Origin of the sequence: Labilibaculum euxinicum (assembly GCF_009795715.1) — a bacterium.
In the GTDB taxonomy this organism is placed as follows: domain Bacteria; phylum Bacteroidota; class Bacteroidia; order Bacteroidales; family Marinifilaceae; genus Labilibaculum; species Labilibaculum euxinus.
On record NZ_WTCR01000002.1, the window covers coordinates 256,631 to 277,307 of the forward strand.

At 36.3% G+C, this 20,677-nt stretch carries 17 protein-coding genes; 11 read left to right on the forward strand and 6 right to left on the reverse strand.

The features are described from left to right. Nucleotides 1-183: 183 nt before the first annotated feature. Nucleotides 184-2,106: an alpha/beta hydrolase family protein gene (locus GQR60_RS03050; RefSeq protein WP_124991516.1), complete on the forward strand. Its 1,923-nt coding sequence runs from the start codon at nucleotides 184-186 to the stop codon at nucleotides 2,104-2,106. A 64-nt stretch (nucleotides 2,107-2,170) separates the two neighbouring features. Here the strand turns inward: GQR60_RS03050 and GQR60_RS03055 are convergent, their stop codons facing one another. The 4 genes from GQR60_RS03055 to GQR60_RS03070 form a co-directional block, all read right to left on the reverse strand. Beyond that, nucleotides 2,171-3,232 (reverse strand): hypothetical protein, encoded by a 1,062-nt coding sequence (locus tag GQR60_RS03055; protein ID WP_124991517.1) that lies wholly within the window; start codon nucleotides 3,230-3,232, stop codon nucleotides 2,171-2,173. A 70-nt stretch (nucleotides 3,233-3,302) separates the two neighbouring features. After that, entirely contained in the window at nucleotides 3,303-4,682 is a 1,380-nt protein-coding gene (locus tag GQR60_RS03060; RefSeq protein ID WP_124991518.1) for an alpha-amylase, read from the reverse strand. Between the two features lie 364 nt (nucleotides 4,683-5,046). After that, complete coding sequence (locus tag GQR60_RS03065; protein WP_124991519.1) at nucleotides 5,047-5,427, reverse strand: desulfoferrodoxin family protein; 381 nt, start codon at nucleotides 5,425-5,427, stop codon at nucleotides 5,047-5,049. 60 nt (nucleotides 5,428-5,487) lie between these two features. Continuing rightward, nucleotides 5,488-6,120: a peroxiredoxin gene (locus GQR60_RS03070; RefSeq protein ID WP_124991520.1), complete on the reverse strand. Its 633-nt coding sequence runs from the start codon at nucleotides 6,118-6,120 to the stop codon at nucleotides 5,488-5,490. 349 nt (nucleotides 6,121-6,469) lie between these two features. On the opposite strand from GQR60_RS03070, the gene GQR60_RS03075 reads away from it, so the two are divergent. Continuing rightward, nucleotides 6,470-7,276: an alpha/beta hydrolase gene (locus GQR60_RS03075; protein WP_124991521.1), complete on the forward strand. Its 807-nt coding sequence runs from the start codon at nucleotides 6,470-6,472 to the stop codon at nucleotides 7,274-7,276. Between the two features lie 63 nt (nucleotides 7,277-7,339). Beyond that, nucleotides 7,340-8,422, forward strand: a complete 1,083-nt coding sequence (locus tag GQR60_RS03080) for a toxin-antitoxin system YwqK family antitoxin (protein WP_124991522.1) — start codon at nucleotides 7,340-7,342, stop codon at nucleotides 8,420-8,422. A gap of 186 nt (nucleotides 8,423-8,608) precedes the next feature. On the opposite strand, the gene GQR60_RS03085 is transcribed toward GQR60_RS03080, so the two are convergent. Then, nucleotides 8,609-10,834 carry an alpha-L-rhamnosidase-related protein gene (locus GQR60_RS03085; protein ID WP_124991523.1) on the reverse strand — a complete coding sequence of 742 codons (2,226 nt, stop codon included), beginning with the start codon at nucleotides 10,832-10,834 and terminating at the stop codon, nucleotides 8,609-8,611. Between the two features lie 316 nt (nucleotides 10,835-11,150). Next, nucleotides 11,151-11,855 carry a hypothetical protein gene (locus tag GQR60_RS03090; RefSeq protein ID WP_124991524.1) on the reverse strand — a complete coding sequence of 235 codons (705 nt, stop codon included), beginning with the start codon at nucleotides 11,853-11,855 and terminating at the stop codon, nucleotides 11,151-11,153. Between the two features lie 487 nt (nucleotides 11,856-12,342). On the opposite strand from GQR60_RS03090, the gene GQR60_RS03095 reads away from it, so the two are divergent. From GQR60_RS03095 to GQR60_RS03130, 8 genes are all read left to right on the forward strand, one after another. Then, nucleotides 12,343-13,557 carry an outer membrane protein assembly factor BamB family protein gene (locus tag GQR60_RS03095; protein ID WP_124991525.1) on the forward strand — a complete coding sequence of 405 codons (1,215 nt, stop codon included), beginning with the start codon at nucleotides 12,343-12,345 and terminating at the stop codon, nucleotides 13,555-13,557. A 25-nt stretch (nucleotides 13,558-13,582) separates the two neighbouring features. Continuing rightward, nucleotides 13,583-14,833: an outer membrane protein assembly factor BamB family protein gene (locus GQR60_RS03100; protein ID WP_124991526.1), complete on the forward strand. Its 1,251-nt coding sequence runs from the start codon at nucleotides 13,583-13,585 to the stop codon at nucleotides 14,831-14,833. 27 nt (nucleotides 14,834-14,860) lie between these two features. Then, nucleotides 14,861-16,084 (forward strand): outer membrane protein assembly factor BamB family protein, encoded by a 1,224-nt coding sequence (locus GQR60_RS03105; protein ID WP_124991527.1) that lies wholly within the window; start codon nucleotides 14,861-14,863, stop codon nucleotides 16,082-16,084. Between the two features lie 75 nt (nucleotides 16,085-16,159). Further along, a complete protein-coding gene (locus GQR60_RS03110; RefSeq protein WP_124991528.1) occupies nucleotides 16,160-17,584 on the forward strand; it encodes an outer membrane protein assembly factor BamB family protein in 1,425 nt (474 codons plus the stop codon). 11 nt (nucleotides 17,585-17,595) lie between these two features. Further along, nucleotides 17,596-18,558: an NHL repeat-containing protein gene (locus GQR60_RS03115; protein WP_124991529.1), complete on the forward strand. Its 963-nt coding sequence runs from the start codon at nucleotides 17,596-17,598 to the stop codon at nucleotides 18,556-18,558. 3 nt (nucleotides 18,559-18,561) lie between these two features. Then, nucleotides 18,562-18,768, forward strand: a complete 207-nt coding sequence (locus GQR60_RS03120; RefSeq protein ID WP_124991530.1) for a hypothetical protein — start codon at nucleotides 18,562-18,564, stop codon at nucleotides 18,766-18,768. 12 nt (nucleotides 18,769-18,780) lie between these two features. Next, nucleotides 18,781-19,350, forward strand: coding sequence for a ferredoxin (locus GQR60_RS03125; protein WP_124991531.1), 570 nt, complete (start codon nucleotides 18,781-18,783; stop codon nucleotides 19,348-19,350). Between the two features lie 9 nt (nucleotides 19,351-19,359). Then, nucleotides 19,360-20,625: a 4Fe-4S binding protein gene (locus GQR60_RS03130; RefSeq protein ID WP_124991532.1), complete on the forward strand. Its 1,266-nt coding sequence runs from the start codon at nucleotides 19,360-19,362 to the stop codon at nucleotides 20,623-20,625. Nucleotides 20,626-20,677: the final 52 nt, after the last annotated feature.

Sequence of the window (20,677 nt, forward strand, 5' to 3'; positions counted from 1 at the left end):
AGCGAAAAGCCTGCCCAGCGCGATGCTTTGTGCGCAGGATAGGGGAACGCCCAAAAATTTATTGTAGAATGGTAAGTTGCTGTGAAATAATATTTTGTAAGCCGGTCACTTTGTCTTATTTTTACATAGACACCACTCTTTTAAGTACTTAAATAGATTTTCTAACCTTATTAAATCACAATTATGAAACGTAATTATTTGATTTTATTTGCCCTTTTACTCGTGTTGGCAGCTTGTCAGCCCGAAAAAAAAGTTGTTGAGATTCCTTCTTATAGTATCGAACAGTTTTATAAAAACACCAATGTGAGTGGCGGATCGTTCTCAAGCGATGGCAGTAAATTGTTGGTGAGTAGTAACGAAACAGGTATCTACAATCTGTTTGAGATTCCTGTTGATGGTTCTCCTGCCAAACAATTAACCAATTCGGAAAAGGAATCATTTTTTGGGTTGGCTTATTTCCCGAACAGCGATAAGGTGCTTTTGTCGTATGATCAGGGGGGAAACGAGAACAATCATATTTATATGAGAGATGTGGATGGTACGATAACCGATTTAACCCCTTTTGAAGGTGCAAGAGCTGGATTCTGGGGCTGGGACCGTGATGAAAAATCGTTTTACTACCAAAGTAACAAGCGCAATCCAAAGTTTATGGATTTGTATCAGCTTAGTCTGGAATCCATTGAAAAAGGTGATTTTACTGCGAAGTTATTGTATGAAAATAACGACGGATTGGATGTTGCTGCCAAAAGTAAGGACAATCGATATCTTGCCTTAACCCAAAGTATTACTACAAACAACAACGAAATGTATTTGTACGATAGAAAATCGGGCAAGAAAATGCACATTTCGGAGCATTCCGGTGATGCAACTTACAATCCACAGTTTTTTAGTTTGGATGGTAAGTATTTGTACTATTTAAGTAATGAAGATTCTGATTTTGTTTATCTGAATAAATACGACATTGAATCGGGAGAAAAGGAAATGGTTTTTAAGGCCAATTGGGATGTTTGGTATGCCTACGATTCGTACAATGAAAAATATCGGATTATTGGGATTAATGAAGATGGAAAAACCAATGTTAAGATGATTGATTTGGCAACGAATGAGGAAGTTAAGTTGCCTGAGATTAAAGGTGGTGATATAAAATCGGTTGGTTTAACAAAAGACGAAAACCGTGTTCGTTTGGTTGTAGGTACGTCGGTTTCTCCAAATAACATTTATGTTTTTGAACTGGGAGATACTGAAGCGAAAAAATTGACTGAAACTTTAAATCCGGAGATCGATCCTGCAAATTTAGTGGAAGCGAAAGTGATTCGTTACGAATCGTTTGACGGTGTTCAGATTCCGGCCATTTACTACCAACCTAAAATTGCAGCAACAGATCGCAAAGTACCTGCTGTGGTTTGGGTGCATGGTGGTCCGGGAGGACAATCAAGAGTGAGTTACTTTTCTTTAATTCAGTTTATGGTGAATCATGGTTATGCTGTTTTGGCAGTGAATAATCGTGGCAGCAGCGGTTATGGTAAGAAGTTTTACGCAATGGATGATAAGAAACATGGTGATGAGGATTTAAAGGATTGTATCTGGGGAAAGAAATTTTTGGCTTCGACAGGTGTTGTTGATGAATCAAAAATTGGAATTATTGGTGGTTCGTATGGTGGTTACATGACCATGGCTGCTTTGACTTTTGCTCCTGAAGAATTTGAGGTTGGAGTTAATATTTTTGGAGTGACCAATTGGTTGCGTACCTTAAAATCAATACCTCCGTACTGGGAATCATTCCGTAATGCTTTGTATGCTGAAATTGGCGACCCTACAACTATTGATTCGGTTGCTTTATACAATAAATCTCCCTTGTTTTTTGCTGATAAAGTAACGAAACCGTTAATGGTGCTGCAGGGAGCAAATGATGTTCGTGTTCTGAAAGCAGAATCGGATGAGATTGTTGAGGCTGTTAAAAAGAATGGCGTTCCGGTAGAATACATCGTGTTTGATGATGAAGGACATGGTTTCCGTAAAAAGGAAAATGAAATTAAAGGGTATGGACAGGTTGTTGTTTTCCTGGATAAATATTTAAAGAAAGAAGAAGTTCCGGTGGCTGAATAAGCGGAACCGTGAATAGAAATAAATGAGGGTGTTCAAAAAAATTGGGCACCCTTTTTAATTTGTATTAAGATACCTTTTTGATCATTTTAAATGTTGGGTTAAATGAAAACACTTTTATTTTTTGCGGATGAATTTTTAGTGTGGAAAAATCTACTTTTATTTCCAAAGGAGGATGTTTAAAGTATCCAAAGTTAAGTTGTGTTTGCAGTCTGTCACCTTTTTTAAGGATAGATTTATGTCCTTCGGATTTTGTAACAGCACTTACCACCTGATGCCTTACTTCTTTTCCGATCTCAGGATCAATGCTGATTATTTGTATTGAATCGGGTGAAAAATTTAAATATTCGCTGCTGTGATTAATTAATTTTAGATTCAAGAAAAGGCTGTCGTTATTATGGTAAAATTTGGTTGTTAGTACAATTCCATTCATCACAATTTCTGTTTCAGAAAATTGAAGACTTGATTGTAAATTCTCTTTAACAACAGCATGGTTTGTTAATGAATTTTTGTGTAGTTTTTTAAGATAATTGAGTTGGATTGCTTCGATGTGCGAATTTTCTTTTGTTAGTTCGTATAGTGTAATTGAATGTTCATTGGCAAAACGATTGAGATAATTCGAAAATAATTTTTTGTTTGCATTGAATCGAATAACCTGATCTGTTATTGAATGACCATTTGTACCTCTAATGAAATTGAAATCAATAAAATAACAACTATCTAAATCGCCTCTTTTTTCTGTTCGTGAGTATAAATATTTATTATTTATGGGTGTAAATCTATAGATGAATGATTGTGAGCTATCGGGAAGTAGTACAGTTTTGGGTCTAACCGAAATAGGATTGCTTCGGTGATTTTCCAGTGTTTGAATTTGAAGTAAGTAGGGGGAAATTACAATTGACGATTTTCTATTATTTCGGATTTGTCCGTAGAATAATAAAGTATCTCCGCTTGCATTAGCACATAGCCCGGAATTAACAAAAATTCCGTTTGAGTTTATTATACTTGGGGTTTCAAATTTAAGAGGATATTGTTTTTCCAGTTTGTCAGGTAATGCTAATTTATCTTGATTGGAACATGATGCTGTAAGATGGATAAAAAAAAGAATTGATAACAGTCGAATTAGCATAGCTGTGCAGTTTTTAGAGATCAAGTGGAAGCCATGACTTCTGTTAAAAAGCCATGGCTTAAATAGTAGTTTATTTTGAAGACCAAACGGTATATCCGTGAGGAGGAGCCTGAATTTTAACCCACTTGCCACTCTGAGTTACAGGTTCCCAACTTGAATTTCCTGTGTAATCTTTAATTGTTGTGCTTGACCAGTTGGTTTCAACCCATCTTTCCTGCCAACTATCTGAATTGTTGATATAAACAACTAGTCCCGGACCATTCCATCCATTTCTACGTGCTACATATTCATCATTATCATCATATAATATTGATGTGGTGCCACTAGCCAGATTATTGTGAATCCATATTAAATTATTCATTTTATCCTTGTCCAGCCATTCTTCATAATCACGATAGAAAACACATGGGTATCCTTCGTGAGTTAAAATATATGAATATGCTAGCATTTTATTCCAAATTTCATCAGTATCGTGATTGGTTACGAATGTAACTGCTCTGGTTGCATTCTGCTTCCACATCATGTTATTGTTTAATTTGGTCAGGTCATTTCCATCAAAAGCATCGTTCATTGCATAGTAACAGGCAAAATCGAATACGGAAGAATTAGCTTCATTGGCCCACCAATTAAGATAATCTACATTGCTGTCCCATAATTCCCCAACCGAGAATCCTCCTACAGAAGCATTCCATTCTCTTACAACCCATGGTTCAAATCCTTTCACATAATCAAAACGCCAACCATCAAAGCCCATTACATTTTTGTAGTATTTGGCCACAGAGTTGGAGTTGTTCCACAACCAATCCTGCACATAAGTCTTGCTGTGGCATAAGTCAGGATATCCGCCAAAAGCACCTAAATCATTTGTTTCAATATCATTAGGATGAAAATCATTGTAATTTCGATAGAACAAACCCGATAATGGATTAAAGTCTGTCCAGGTATCTGTTCCTGTGTATGGATTTTGTTCTGATGCTCCTCCGCTATTGTGATTGATAACAATATCAGCATACACAAGCAATCCTTCGTTATGAGCAGAACTGATCAGATTTTGTAACTCTGCTGTTGATCCAAAACGAGTTTCGATTGATCCCATTTGATTGTATTGTCCAAAATCATAATAGTCGAAAGGATCGTAGCCCATAGAATAAGTTCCATTTTGTGCTTTGGAAGCAGGTGGTAACCAAATGGCATTAAAGCCGGCATTGCTCCAATCGGAAACCTTAGTATCAAGTGTGTTCCACCAATTACCGCCTGCAGGAACATCCCAATAAAAGGCTTGCATTAGAACACTGGCATTATTAGTGGTTTTGGTGGTTAAACTTGTCGTTTTAGTGATTTGAACCTCTGGCTGAAGTTCAGTCATTTCATCTTTGGAACAAGAGGAAAACATTAATCCCAAACTAAGTATGAGAGTTAAACTTAGGTAAAACAGGTCTCTCCTTTTCATAAGTAATAAAAATTTAGTAGTTAGTAATTAATTAAATGTTTGATTTTAAATAGTTGTTTATAGTCATGATATGTCTCTTCTATGTTTATAAAAGAAGAATGTTATAATTTATGATTAAATAAAAGTTTGCAGGTTCTATTTAATGATGTAATTGATGAAAAAACGCAACAAACGTTTGCGTAGAAGGGCTGAATATTAGATCGTAAGCGAATTTTAACGTAGTTTGATGGAACTAAAATTAAATTTGTTTAAAAAAATAAGAGCAAGAGACCCCGGAATTAAATGGTTTAATTAAGGTAGGGTGGTATAAAAAAAACAGGGAAATCACAATTGATTTCCCTGTTTTATTATTTTGAATTAGTAGTTATTCTGCAACTTCCACCAATTTTTCATCTGAGTGCCATAAGCCATGTTTTGTACAGAAAGCTGCAGCGGTTAGTTTCATTTTACGGGATGGTACGATGTAAAAATCAACTTCAGCCTGATTGGCTTCACCACCTAAAATTCCTGTTGTAAAAGTAGCTTGTGTTAACATTTTTTCTCCATCCCAAAGTTGAATCCAAGCAACATAGTGATCGAAATCATCCGGATGAGAATAGGCATCACCAATTTTCACTTTCACTTTAAATTTCTCACCTTTTTTAGCTGAGTCATCGCAGTGAATAAATGCAGAATGTCTGTCGATATAATCTTTCTTAGCTTCACCATCAATGGTGTTAATGTCTTGGTACCTGTTAATTTTCATGTTTTGTTTTTTTGATTTTATTCCCTGTAAAATTAGGGATGAGAGGATTGTTTTTTTTTATTAGTTTTTGCTTAGGTATTCTGCAACACCATCGGCAGTAGCTTGCATAGCTTCTTTTCCTTTGTTCCAGTTTGCAGGACAAACTTCGCCATTTTCTTCGAAATGCTGCAATGCATCAACCATACGAATTGCTTCATCAACACTTCTTCCCAATGGCAAATCGTTAATTACCGAGTGACGAACAGTGCCTTTTTTATCGATAAGGAATAATCCGCGGTAAGCAACAGGTGCCCCTGTAGATACTGCATTTCCTTCTTCATTGTAATCGTATTCTGAAGCTAATACGCCATAGTTTTCAGAAATAGTTTTCGATAAATCGGCCACTAAAGGATAAGTAACACCTTTAATACCACCTTTATTTTTATCAGTATTCAACCATGCAAAGTGAGAGTATTCTGAATCTACAGAACAACCAACAACAGCTACGTTCCTAGCTTCGAATTCTGCAAGTTTTTCCTGAAAGGCAATCAATTCGGTTGGACAAACAAAGGTGAAATCTAAAGGATAGAAGAAGAATACTACTTCCTGCTTACCAACAAATTGATCCAATGAAAAATTTTCAACAATCTGATTTCCGTTAACAACAGCACCGGCAGAGAATGATGGTGCTTTTTTACCAATTAAAGTTTGCATTTTATTTTGTGTTTTAATGATTATTAATCTTGCTTTTTGTAATGATTACAAATGTAGAATTGATTTGACTAAGGCACAAATTATATTAATCAATAATCTTTATACCTGCATCGAGAGAATTAATATCATTACTAATAGATTCTTTAACCATTCAGTCTTTCAGACAAATCCAATGTAAGGTATAGGATAAAGGCTCATAAAGTTTTTATTTGAATGATAATTTTTAGTTTTGTAGAAGTTATCAGGTTTAGTTTGGATAAAAGTATCTTACTGTCTTGTCAGTATTGAAGAGGATATTTTTAAATTTAAACTGTTTCGGGAAAAGCTCCGATTAATAAATAAGAAAGAAATGCGGGTATTTGATAATATAATAGAACTTACTGATTTTAAGGATTGTGCAGGAGAAATAAATATATCGATATTTGAGACTGAAGAAAGATCCTGTGTACCGTATTTTGTTTATTTACCTCCAAATTGGAGTGTGGAGGAAACTTATCCATTGGTTTTGTTTTTGCATGGGCAAGGTGGCGACGAAGGTACATTTAAGAAATACGTTAGGGCAGAACAATTGAATGACTGGATTAGCAATGGGGATCTTGAGCCGGTTGTAATTGCAGGAATTCGTGGAGATAATGATCGCGACAACGTTCAGTGGTTTTCAGAGCAAAATGAATGTCTATTAGTAAAAGAGCAGGGTGGTGAATTCATTCAGTTTTGTCAGAATTCTTTTAATGCAGGAGGTCATGGGAAACAGATTTCAATTGAAGGGCATTCACGCGGAGCTGCCGGAGCGATTCATTACTATTTGAAATATCCGGGTTTGTTTTCGTCAATTGTCGGGATGGGTTATGTAAGTGATTATACCTTGGAGAACAACTTCTTGCTTGGACAAAACAATTTAGAGATTTTAAAAGGTGAATCAACACCGCTTAGACTTGAAATTGGTACTGAAGATAGTTTTGTCCGGACTAAGAATCGCAGAGCTAGTTTTGAAATGCATCAGTTCTTGAAAGAAAATGAGATAGATCACTCTTTTGATATATTGCATGGTGTTGAACATGGTTTTGATACCTATTGGAATTATTACAGCGACGAAGGAATGTTAAATGGTTTGTCGCATTTAAAGTTTCACGAACGAAGCAGAAATTGTAGGTAAATACTTCGCATAATATCAAAAAGTTATCTATTTTGTACATAATTATTTCAAAATTGAATTCTTATGAAATTAACCCGTTGCTTTTTTGTTTTTATCCTATTGCTTCCGCTTAAAAGTATAGCTCAGGATACTGTATATTTTAATCAGGATTGGCTGGTAGCTGAGAAAGAGAACGCTCAGTTTTTTTCAATAATAAATAAAATTAAAGAGAATCAATTTTTGGTAAAAGACTTTACAATTGATAACGTGCTTTTGTCGGAATATTATTATAAAGGTTTGCAGTCTGCTATTGATTGGACCAGACTCTACGAAGTGGGTTTTAATGAATATGCAATTGAAAATGGACCAAGCTGCGATTATTATCCTTCCGGAAGTAAAAAAAAGGAGTTCGAATTTGTGGATGGTCACCAAAAAGGGATGGTGACTTTTTGGCGGGAAAATGGGAAAAAAGAAAAGGAATTTTTTGCTGTCAATAATATCGCGAATGGCACTTACTCAGAGTTTTACGAGAATGGAGAGCCTAGTTTAAGTGTGAAATTTTTGAATGATACTTTAAACGGACCGGCTATTTATTATTATCCGAATGGAGGGATATCCCATATGGGAAAGTTTAAAAAGGGAATTAAGTTTGGAGTTTGGACATACCTTTCGGAAGATGGCAAGCCTGTTGCCGAGGAGTTATATCAAAACACTTATTTTATTGATGGAGCTAAGGTAAATATTAGTTTCCCGGAAGGAGTGTGGTATTTATCGGAGAAGTACAAGGTTGACGACAGATTAAGTTTTCTTTTTTACAGATTAGGAATGAATGAAGATGAGAATACGGAAGATTTAGCATCCTGTCTGATTTCCTTAGAGGCTGTACCATCAGATATTGGTTTGATTGATTACTCTTCGCACAGAAGAAGACGTCTTTCTGTTGATGTAAAGAGAGTTATCCCTAAAGAGAAACAACTGTTTTTTCTTCCTCAAAGTATAGCTTATTTAGGAAACCATACTGATTCAGAAGATAATGAACGAACAACAATTGTTCTACACTCTCTTCAAGATGAAGTTGGAATGGAGTTAATTCTTGATTGTTCAAGTGAAAATTATGAAGATTTAAAAGCGGAATTTGAATACATACTGAAATCTCTTAAAAAGTAATAGTTCAAAAGGCATTTTTCCAGATTAAGTATTTCAGCAACATTTTCATCATTTAGTTTTTTCCAACTAACTGTTTGTCGAATTCTCCTTTATGTAGTCATATATTTTTATTGTTCATTATGAAAAGTCATTATTGATTGAGAGCACTAAATTGTAAAGACTTAAGTAGTAATAAACCTTAAATATTTATCTTATTCTAATTATTCGAATCTTATCTATTCGAACCGTGTTAACCTCCTGATTCATATTTTTATTGAATTCTTCAAAACTAATTTTAAAGAAATTATTTCTGTTTGTCAGATCAATGAGAAAGGAGTTGGAGTAGCCGTAATTATTCCAATCAGCTTCGCCACGTTGTGGAAATACGAGACTTCCTGTATAGCTGTTATTCACCCATAAACTCCGATTTGCACATTTGTTGTTGGTATTTACAGGGCCATTTCCGTTTGCGTATAAAAAATCGATATAGTACTTTCCTTCATTAGGAATTCGAATGTTAAAATAGAATTCCCGATTTTTTTTCTTGCTCAATTCAACATAGGAGGTTTTGGCATTGGAGTCAAATTGTTCAGCTTCAATATGTCTTTCATAGTTGGAATCGTATACATACAGAGGCTTACTATAGAACGATAAATTTCCCAAACCATCGTCTATCTGAATTTGAAATTCGCTAGGTTTGCTAATGTGTACTTCTGACATATAATTGTCTTCGGTTTGCAGAAGAAGTTCTCCGTTACGGTATACACGGTAATGATCAGCATTTTCTTTTTTATCCCATAACAATTGATTTTTAGCAAAGCGGAGAGAAGTAGTTTCGGGCGACACCATATTATCGACCATATTTAGTTCTGATTTGGTAGGCAGCTGATTGTTCATTCTGATCTCAATTTTGTGTTTCCCTTCCATTTCTTTTGGCACGATGGGGCGTTGGTAATATTTTCCATCTAAGGAGTAGTAGTTAATTTTATTGCCAAAGCCGTAAATTTCGATGTCTAAAATTGCATTCTGATAGCGAAGCCCTTTGATGCTTTGTTTACCCTTGTATTCTCTGGGAATAAATGGTTTGAATTCTAAATAATCGGCTGTGTAATTCATTCCCATTAGAATTCGGTAAAAGGTAGATAAGGAACCGGCGACACTCCAAAGCTGGCGGTCAGAATTGATTTCTGTTCCGTTAAAATCACCATTTTTAATTAAAAGATTTTCTTTATTGGTGAGAAAGAGCGCACTTGACCGCAGCATGTTGGCAATTCCCCATTGAACGCTTTCAACATTATTTGTCCTGCTTGAAGCCCAATTCCAATAAGCCTGCACAAAAGGCCAAATTGCCTGATTGTGATAGGCTGGTATGTTTGGAATCTGAGGATAGAAACATGGGGTTCCAAACTTGGTAACCGGAGTATTTGATATAATCTCTTTTTGTCTTTCTTCATTGGTGATATCCCATAGAACCATTAGTGCCTCACCCAAAGTTTCCGATTTATCCGAAAGCAATTGATTCTTTCTTCCGTAAAGATATTGTCCAAAATATTTTTTTTCGGGCAGCCATAGTTTTTCATTCAGGCTGTTTTTTAAGGCCTCCGAAATATCCTGATATTTTTGCACATCTTTTCCAAGTATTTTTCCCATTTTTATCAATACCTGCAGACTTTGGAAGTGTACGGCCTGAGTTCCCAAATTATAGGAGTTGTAAATATCAATTGGTTCCATCCATTTTGGATAAGATTGTTCCCGCCAGTCTAAAAAAGAGGATTCTCCTTTAAATAGATATTTCTGATAATCCCAAACCACATTAAGATCATCTTCAGTAGAATTCTTAATGATGAAATAAACCTTCCTCAACCAATCCATGTCTCCGGTAGACTTGTACAATTCCCAGGCTGCCGTTGACCAGATCATTCGATCAGAACTTACCGGCCAGGAACCTCCTGTGCCTGTGTCCTGTACAATTTTTCCATGCTTAACTTTTTTTAGCAAACTTTTTTTAGAAATTTCAGGATTCGTAATGGCAAGGGCTAAAATCACGCTGTAGCTGATGTCGCGGGTCCAAACACCATTCCATTTTTCACCTGTATTAAAAGTTGTGTCGGGAGCAATATTCTTTTCTATCTCCTCAAGCGAAAGCTGATAAATTGCATTGAGTAAAACATGATTCGATTCGTATTTGGGGTATTTGCTTAAGTTGGTATTAAGTTGCCATTCTTTACTATTCAATCCCGGGTAATTAGAGCTGATGTGCGAATTGTTGTGTGCTATAGCAGTATATTCTCCTTGCTCTATCCGATTAGGGAATACTGTAAAGTCTGAAGATTGATACAAAATGTAATCTTCAGGATTACATCGATTTAAAATTACAATCGAGAGTAGAATTGTAATAAAAATCAGGGACGGAATGAAAAACCATTTTTTCATTTGTGGTGTTTTTGATATGCTTTTAAAAGTAACAAATTATGGAAAACTAATAACAGATATTAAGAAATAATATTGTACAAGTTGTTGATAAGAATGTAAATCGTTCAAAAATTGCAATGTATGAATATTGGGATCTGAATGAGTCTTGAAAGCAACAATTAAGTCAAATAATTGTGTCATTAAAAAAGCGACCAAAGTCGCTTTTTTGTTGTGGTAAATAGTTGTATGTAGTTAAAAAAAAGTGTTCAACATAAATTTATGTAGAAAATAAATGTAAAACAATATATAAACATATTTATTTCATTCGTATTGTTATTTATTTTCTTTCTGTGTTCTGAATTTTAGCTTCTTCCATAATTACATCATAAGTATAGCCAGCTCCAAAATCTTTGTCCAATGCAATTGTTCCTGACATTTCAATAATTTGCCCTATAGAAACAACATCCTTACAGGTAATGGTAAGATCAAAATTGCCCTCAAAATCGGAACCGTCCTGAATGTGTATCCAGTTCTTACCCATAATGTTTTGATTGAATTTGGTAACCTTTCCTTTCACAGATATCTGCTTACCCGAAAATTCATCCTTTTTTGAGAAGAGCTCAGAAATACTTGTTATTCCTTTCGTCTTTTCTATTGAAACTTCAATTCTTTTAGCCTTTTGTTTCTTCATCGAAGAGGCTTGCATCGGCATATTGTTTTCAATAGGTGTGTCAGAAATGGTGTTTAAGAAATAAATAACAGGAAAGTCGCGGTTTAATTCTTTGCTGTGAAAATTTTTCATTTCCAATGCGCCTTTATAATAATATGCTTTGCCAACTTCTATTGGTCGTTGACCAACGGCCAGCCATAAATCATTATTCCCGTTTATATAGGTATAACCACCAGCATTAAATGTTTCTTTTACCAAAACTTTACTAACTCCAAGAGGGAGAGTAGCTTCTTGATTTTCAGTTTTTTTAGATTGACATGCAAATGAAAAAATTGCAAGTCCTAAAATCATCAGTAATATTGATCTTTTCATGTAGCTTTTGTATTAGTGTATGTTTTAAAGATAATAGAAATCAAATAGAAAAATAAGGAATTATACAGTTGTCTATTTATTTTGATTTTAAAGAGGCGTTAAAAAGTTGTTAAACGTCCCTTGTTTTTGGTTGTTTGAATAATTTAATTGCGTTATTCCATCCGAATTTATTTATTTGATTTAGTTTATTTTACAGTAAACGTACTGTAAATTAAAAGAGACCTGTGAGTCTTTAAAGTTCGCATTTGAACAGTGATTGTTCGTAAGCGTACGTTTTTTTATAAATCTAAATAACTATGGATTTAACACTTTTTTGATGTTAAGCGATTTGGTTCTTCTGGCATGAAAAGTGTTGCATATTATGTCTTGTTTTTATTTAGACCTGAAATAGATTTAAGTTGAAGTGCTATGTTAATTTCTAAAACAATAGAATAGCCTGTATCTTTAGAAAGTTAGAATGTAATTTAATATTGAATAAACGTTTATAATGAAAAACTATTTTGTACTACTCGTATTGTTAATTGTTGTCAGTACTTCTTTTGCTCAGGAAAATGCTCAATGGAGAGGCGCGAACCGTGATGGAATCTATCAGGAAGCCGGATTGATGCAGGAATGGCCGGTTGATGGACCCGAATTAATATGGCATATTGAAGGTTTAGGTGAAGGACACTCTTCAGCAGCAGTAACTAAAGATGCTGTTTATATAGGGGGTACTGAACTTGAAAATGGTTTTGTAATTGCATTGGATCATTCTGGCAAAGAGCTTTGGAAGCAGGTTTATGGTAAAGAATGGATGGATTCTTATAACGGTGTGCGCACAAGTCCAATGGTTTATGATGGTATCGTTTATGTGATGAGTGGTTTGGGAAAAATTACAGCCATGAGTGTTGCTGATGGAAACATTCTATGGTCGAAAAATATACTAACGGATTTTGGTTCTGAAAATACCCGTTGGGGAATAACAGAGAATCTTGTTGCAGATGGAGATAAATTATATTGTACTCCGGGAGGTTCAGAAGTTAGTATGGTTGCTTTAGATCGAAAATCGGGCCAGCTGATTTGGAAAGCGAAAGGAAATGGTGAGAAATCAGCTTATTGTTCTCCTGCGCTAATAAAGCTGGCAAACCGAAATTTATTGGTGACTCATACAAGCAATTCAATAATTGGAGTTGATGCTGAAACCGGTACTTTACTTTGGTCGTTCGATCATCCTAATAAATATTCAATTCATCCAAATACTCCTTTGTATAAAGATGGCTATCTGTTTTGTTATAGTGGATATGGTAAAGGAGGAGTAATGCTTGAACTCGGTGAAGATGGAGGGAGTGTAAAAGAGGTTTGGCGAAATGCGTTGATGGATAATCAGATGGGAGGAGCTGTTCTGATTGATGGTAAGATATATGGTTCTGGTCATACTAATCGTGAATGGTTTTGTTTGGATTGGAAAACTGGTGAAGTATTGCATTCAGCTAAAATGTTAAGTAACGGGAACGTAGTTTATGCTGATGGCAAATTGTATTGTTACGGCGATAGCGGAGAAGTTGCTCTTGTTGATGTTAGCAATGGAAATTTTGAAAAAGTGAGTTCGTTTCGGGTTCCTTTTGGTGAAAAACAACATTGGGCTCATTTAGTGATTAATAATAAAAGACTATATGTTCGTCATGGAAGTTCCTTGATGGTCTATTCAATTAAAGCAAACTAAGAACAATACAAAACCTATCAAACTTATGAATCGACTACTACTTGTCAGTATTGCATTATTAAGTGTTCTGACTCAGTGCAAAACAGAAATACAAAAAAGCGAATGGCGCGGCCCAAATAGATCTGGTGTTTATGCAGAAACTGGATTGCTAAAGGAATGGCCGGAGGAAGGTCCTAAAATGCTTTGGCATCTGGATAGTATTCCTACAGGTTATTCTTCAGCTGCAATCGCTCACAATACTGTTTACCTTACCGGATTAAAGGACTCTATGGATTACTTGGTGGCCATTAATATGGAAGGAAAATTAAAATGGCAAATTCCTTATGGCCGTGGATGGGATGCATCATTTGTTGATTCCCGTTGTACTCCAACTATTGAGGATGAAAGAATTTATCTGTCGAGCGGAAGAGGGGATTTAGCCTGTGTAAATGCTCTTTCCGGAGAGCTGATTTGGCAGAAAAAGGCCAATGAAATATTTGAAGGAGAGTGCGGGGAATGGGGAATTTCTGAATCATTGCTCCTATACAAGGATTTGGTTTTTTATACTCCCTGCGGAAAGAAAACAATGATGATTGCGTTGAATAAAATGACCGGAGAAACCGTTTGGGAATCGAAAAGTTTAGATGATAAATCCGCCTATGTTTCTCCTCTTTTAATTGATAGAAATGGCAAGAAACAAATCGTAACTGTAACCGAAAACAATGCAATAGGCGTTAATCCCGAAAATGGAAATATTGATTGGCAATTCGATTACGGCAGTTATGCCGCCGGAGAATGGAAAGCCAATATCAATACCAATACTCCATTGTACAAAAACGGAAAAATATTTATAACCAATGGTTACGATCATCATTCAGTAATGCTGGATTTAAATGAAGAAGCCTCTGAGGTTGAACTTTCGTATGTAGATTCATTATTGGATGTTCATCATGGAGGAGCTGTTCTGCTGGATGGTTATATATACGGTGCAAATTGGATCAATAATAGAAACGGATATTGGGTTTGCATGGAATGGGAAACAGGTAAGAAAATGTATGAGACTGAGTGGGAAAATAAAGGTTCAATCATTTCGGCAGAAGGAATGCTTTATTGCTATGATGAGAAAGATGGTAATGTAGCCTTGGTAAAGGCAGACCCGAAAGAATTTAAAGTAATAAGTTCGTTTAAAGTACCATATGGAAAAGGTCCTTATTGGGCTCATATGGTAATTAATAATGGCGTATTATATGTTCGTCACGCCACAGCGATAATGGCCTATTCGATTAAAGCAAACTAAGATGTTGTGAAACCTAACCCAAATCCCATGAAACTAATAAATATTTTTTTTGTCGCGTTTAGTTCTTTATTGCTAGTTCAGTGTAAGAATGCAGCTCAGCAAAGCGAATGGCGCGGTCCGCATAGAAATGGAATTTATTCAGAAACCAATCTGCTTAAAGTTTGGCCGGAAAATGGACCTGATATTTTGTGGAAGTTTGAGGATTTAGGATTAGGTTATTCTTCCGCGGCTGTTACAGATGAAAAAGTATATACTACAGGAACCATCGATAGTATGAGCTATATTTTCTCTTTCGATTTAAGTGGTAATTTAATCTGGAAAAAGGAATATGGTAAAGAATGGTCAGAGAATTTCCCCGGTGGACGTTCAACACCTCAGATTTATGATGGAAAAGGATATTTACTGACCGGATTAGGAAAACTCATCTGCTTTGATGCAGAAAAGGGTGATTTTATTTGGTGCAAGAACTTATTTCGTGATTTCGACGGGCAAAACGTTTTTTATGGAATTACTGAGAATTTGTTAATTGATGGCGACAAGTTAATTTGTACGCCAGGTGGTGTTGACGCAAATGTAATTGCATTGCACAAAGATACCGGTGATCTTATCTGGAAGAGTGCAGGAGTGGGTGAGAAAAGTGCTTATTGTTCTCCTTTGATAATCACGTATAAAGAAAAAAAATACTTGATTACCAATACTGCGAAGTCATTGATATCCATCGATCCGGATAATGGCAAATTAATGTGGAGTTATGAATTAAAGTATCCTCATGGTATTCATGGTAATACGCCGATTTATAAGGATGGCTATGTATTTACTATGAATGGTTGGGGATTTGGAAGCGTAATGCTAAAGATAAAAGATGACGGACAAGCGGTAGAAGAGGTTTGGACAAGTGGCTTATTCGATTTAGAGCATGGCGGTGCTGTTTTGATTGATGAGAATTTATTTGGAACAGATTATACGACGAAGAGTTTTTCTTGTGTTGATATGAAAACCGGTGAGGTGAAGAAAACGGTGAAAGATCTGGCTCCTGGTACCGTGATTGCTGCCGATGGTATGATTTATTGTTACGCTTATTCTGGTGAATTGGCTTTAATTCAACCTATGGCGAATGGTTTTGAGGTAGTGAGTCGTTTCCATGTTCCGGGGATGAAGAGGGATCATATTGCTCATCCTGTTATTAAAGATGGGAAGATGTATATTAGATATGCCAATGGAATGTATGTGTATTCAATAGCGAATACCTGATACCTAAAGGCGTAATTTACTTTGACAGATGTTGATGGAATCTGCAAAAAAAACAAATTGATATTATAATTGAATATGCTGTCGAAAAGGAGCGAAAAAGGATTAATTCTCTTGTCTGTTGTTATAGCAGGCATATTGTTTGTGTATTGGTTGGCTTACAATCCTGTAAAGGATATTCATGCAAGTATCCCGGGAATGGATAATCGTCCGGAACAAAGTGAATCTTCTGAAAGAATTTTGATAGGAGAAGGATTTGATCTTTATTCTGAATATTCTTCAGATTTAACTGGGAAATGGACTCAATTTCGAGGAGCAAATTCTGATAATATTTCAACTGATAATACGAAGCTAATTAGTAATTGGGGAACCGGGCCCAAAATAGACTGGCAGGTTGAGTTGGGGGAAGGACATGCTGCGCCCGTTGTGTATAATGGAAAGGTTTATGTTCTCGATTACGACGAAGTGAAAAAAGCGGATGCCTTGCGTTGTTTTTCTCTGGAAACGGGAGCGGAGCTTTGGCGCAGATGGTACAGGGTTCATATCAAACGAAATCACGGAATGTCGAGAACGGTTCCGGCAATTAACGATAAATATATTGTTACAATGGGGCCGCGTTGTCATGTTATGTGCACCGATCCTAATTCGGGCGAATTTCTTTGGGGACTCGATCTGGTAAAAGAATATATGGCAGAGATACCATTTTGGTATACAGGACAGTGTCCTATTCTTGATAACAATGTTGTTATTCTCGCTCCTGGTGGAAAATCATTGCTAATTGCAGTTGATTGTGCCACAGGAAAGGTGCTTTGGGAAACTCCAAATCCAGATAACTGGCAAATGTCTCATTCATCGGTTATGCCGATGACTTTAGATGGAAAAAAAATGTGGGTTTATGCGGCTGTTGGAGGAATTGTTGGTGTATCTGGTGAAGGGGATAATATTGGACAAATTCTGTGGAAAACAAAAGATTTTTCTCCGTCCGTAGTTGCTCCATCGCCTGTTGTACTGAAAAACGGCAAAATATTCATGACTGCTGGTTATGGTGCAGGATCCATTCTATTTCAGGTTAAAAAGAGTGGAAATTCATATGAAGTGGCTACGCTTCAAAAATTCAAGCCGAAAGACGGTGTTGCATCTGAGCAGCAAACACCTATTGTTTACAAAGATCGTATGTTCGCGATCTTACCTAAGGATGCCGGAGGAATGAGAAATCGGTTTGTTTGTTGTGATCCAAATGATTGCACTAAAATTTTATGGACAAGTGGAACGAATGATCGTTTTGGCTTGGGGCCTTATATTATTGCTGATGGTAAGTTCTTTATTCTGAAAGATGATGGTACTTTGACTATAACCAAAGCAAGCACTGAAAAGTTTGAACTATTGGATAAAACAAAAGTTTTGGATGGACACGATGCCTGGGGACCTTTGGTTGTAACGGATGGAAGATTGTTGATGCGGGATTCCAAGCATCTTTTGTGTATTGATGTTAGAGCAAATTAAATAGATCGACAATGAAAAATAAATTGATATTATGGCTTTTGGTAGTTTTACTACTTGTTGTTGTTGCTTTAATGGCAAAAGATCTTTTTATAAGTGAAAATAAGCCACAGGAAAATGTTTATGAATATGATTTAAAAGAATTACGAAAGGTTGATTCATCAAAAATTAGTCATAAAGAAGTAAAACAAATTAAGATTCAGGCCAACGGGCTTCATGGGATTGCAGTTGATGGCAAAGATCAGATTTATGTGAGTACCGATGAAAATATATTGGTTTTAGATTCAGATGGAAAACAAATCAATTCATTAAAAGTGAAAGGTAATGCCCGATGCCTAACGGTAGCGGAAAATGGAAATATTTTGGTTGGTCTGGGCAATCGTGTCGATATCAGAAAACCGGATGGAAGTTTGCGAAACAGCTTTGTAGTTGGGGGTGGAAAGGCATTTATTACTTCAATTGCTATTGATGGAGACAATGTTTACGTAGCTGATGCAGGACAAAAAATTGTACATCATTACAATATTGAAGGAGAGAAAATAAACGAAATTGGTGGAAAAAATCCAGAGGCAGGAATCAAAGGCTTTGTGATTCCAAGTCCGTATTTTGATTTATTGATGGGCAGACAAGGCGAACTTTGGGTTGTAAATCCGGGCAGACATGCTTTCGAAGCCTACAATTCCAGCGGAGAGCAAATTTCCTCATGGGAACGAACTTCTATGAGTTTGGAAGGTTTTAGCGGTTGTTGCAATCCTTCTAATGCTGCAATGCTTTCTGACGGTTCATTTGTAACGGCAGAGAAAGGGCTGGAAAGAGTTAAAATTCATTTGCCTTCCGGTGATTTTAAATCGGTTGTTGCGGCTCCTGAATTATTTGAAGAAGGAACAGTCGGTATTGACCTTGCAGTTGATTCTAAGGATAGGATTCTGGTTTTGGATCCTGTACAGAAAATGATACGAATATTTGAAGCAAAATAAACGATGATCAACAGAAGAGAATTTTTAAGAAATGGATTTAGAGGTTTGCTTTTAGGAGGTTTGGCTGTGATGAGCGGAACTCTGATTCTTCGAAATTACGGAGGTGAAGAAGCTTCATGCGATTTTGATTTTCTATGCAAAGGCTGCAATAAACTAAGTGCTTGCCGACTTCCGGAGGGGGTAAAGTTTAGAACGAAGCTTTCAAAATAATTTGATTGAACAATGATGGAAAATAAGAAGAATCGAAGAGACTTTCTCAATACCTGTTTTCGTTTTGCAGCGGGAGCTAGTATTGTGGGTGTTGCAGGAGTTTTGGCGGCAAAAAGCCAAAAAGGAGATTTTCTTTGGCAGTTAGATCCTGCAAAATGCACGCAATGCGGACGTTGTGCTACTAGTTGTGTGGTGACACCTTCGGCAGTGAAATGCATTCATGTTTACGATATGTGTGGCTATTGTGATTTGTGTGGAGGATATTTTCGTCCAAATGTAAAGAATTTATCAACCGGCGCCGAAAATCAGCTTTGTCCTACCGGAGCAATCAAACGATCTTATGTGGAAGATCCGTTTTTCAAATATGAAATTATTGATGAGCTGTGTATTGGTTGTGGAAAATGTGTGAAGGGCTGTGGTGCATTTGGAAACGGTTCATTGCAGCTTCAGGTTAGTCACGATCTTTGTGTGAATTGCAATCAGTGCGCCATTGCCAGAGATTGTCCTTCTGATGCATTTTCAAGAGTGCCAATTGAGCAAGCCTATAAGTTTGCCGGTTTTAAAACAAATAAAAAAATATAATCGATCACAATGAAGAAAAGCTTAGCCTTTATCTCTTTACTGATATTTTTTGTAGGAATGGAATTTGCAGCCTTTTCACAACAGCAGCGTTTCCCCAAACCCGAATTTGAATCAGGTTACACACAGCCGGTTACATCAATGCCGGTACCACGTGATGGAATGTTCGCTTTATTGGATGTATTGGTGTTAATTGCAGCTCTTAGCCTGATTACCTGGTTTATCTTAAAGAAAAGATCAAGAACCGGAGTCGTTGCAATATCCATTTTTTCCATTTTATATTTTGGTTTTTTCAGGGAAGGATGTGTCTGTTCTGTGGGTTCCGTTCAGAATGTTGTTCTGGCCTTATTCAATCCTGGTTATCACATTCCTTTATCTGCTTTGGCATTTTTTGTGATTCCTTTAATTTATACATTGTTTTTCGGCAGAACATTTTGTGCCGGTGTTTGTCCGCTCGGAGCAGTGCAAGATGTCTTTTTGATGCGTCCTGTGACTTTAAAAAAGTGGTTGCAGAAAGTATTGGGTTTGATTCCATTCATCTATTTGGGATTATCTGTTTTATATGCAGCTACAGCAACCGATTTTATCATTTGCAGGTACGATCCTTTTGTAGGAATCTTCAGATTCAATGCAACATTTTTCATGTTTGCCATCGGAGCAGCTTTTCTACTAATCAGCATTTTTATAGCAAGACCTTATTGTCGGTTTTTCTGTCCATATGGTGTTATTTTGAATTTAGTAAGCAGAGTTTCCAAAAATCATTTGACCATAACACCTTCCAATTGCATTCAGTGCAGACTTTGTGAGAGTTCATGTCCTTTGGATGCCATCAACAAACCTGTTGAGGTGAAACAAATGGAAGACAAGAGATCTGCTACGCGAAGATTTATTCTATTAAGTTTAATTATTCCTGCATTAATGATTGTTGGCGGATGGACAGGTGCAAATTTTCATGAAAATCTGGCAAAAGTGAACTCGAAAGTTCGTTTGGCAGACGAAATGCTTCATTTCGATTCTAAAACCATGAAAGAAAGTCTGGAAATTGAAGGATTCAGAACTTCAGGAAAACCAGTTGAGCAATTGTATTTGGAAGCTTCGAATATTGTAAAACAGTTTTATTACGGCGGTTGGATTCTCGGTGCTTTTATCGGTTTGGTTATTGGTTTGGCCTTATCCGGATTGTCAACTTACCGATATAGAGAAGATTATACGCCTGACAAAGGTGACTGTGTGAGTTGTGCACGCTGTTTGAAATATTGTCCTGTGGAAAAGGATTAACCCAAAGTAAAACAAAGGATAGCACTAAGTAGCACAAAGGAAAAAGAAGAAT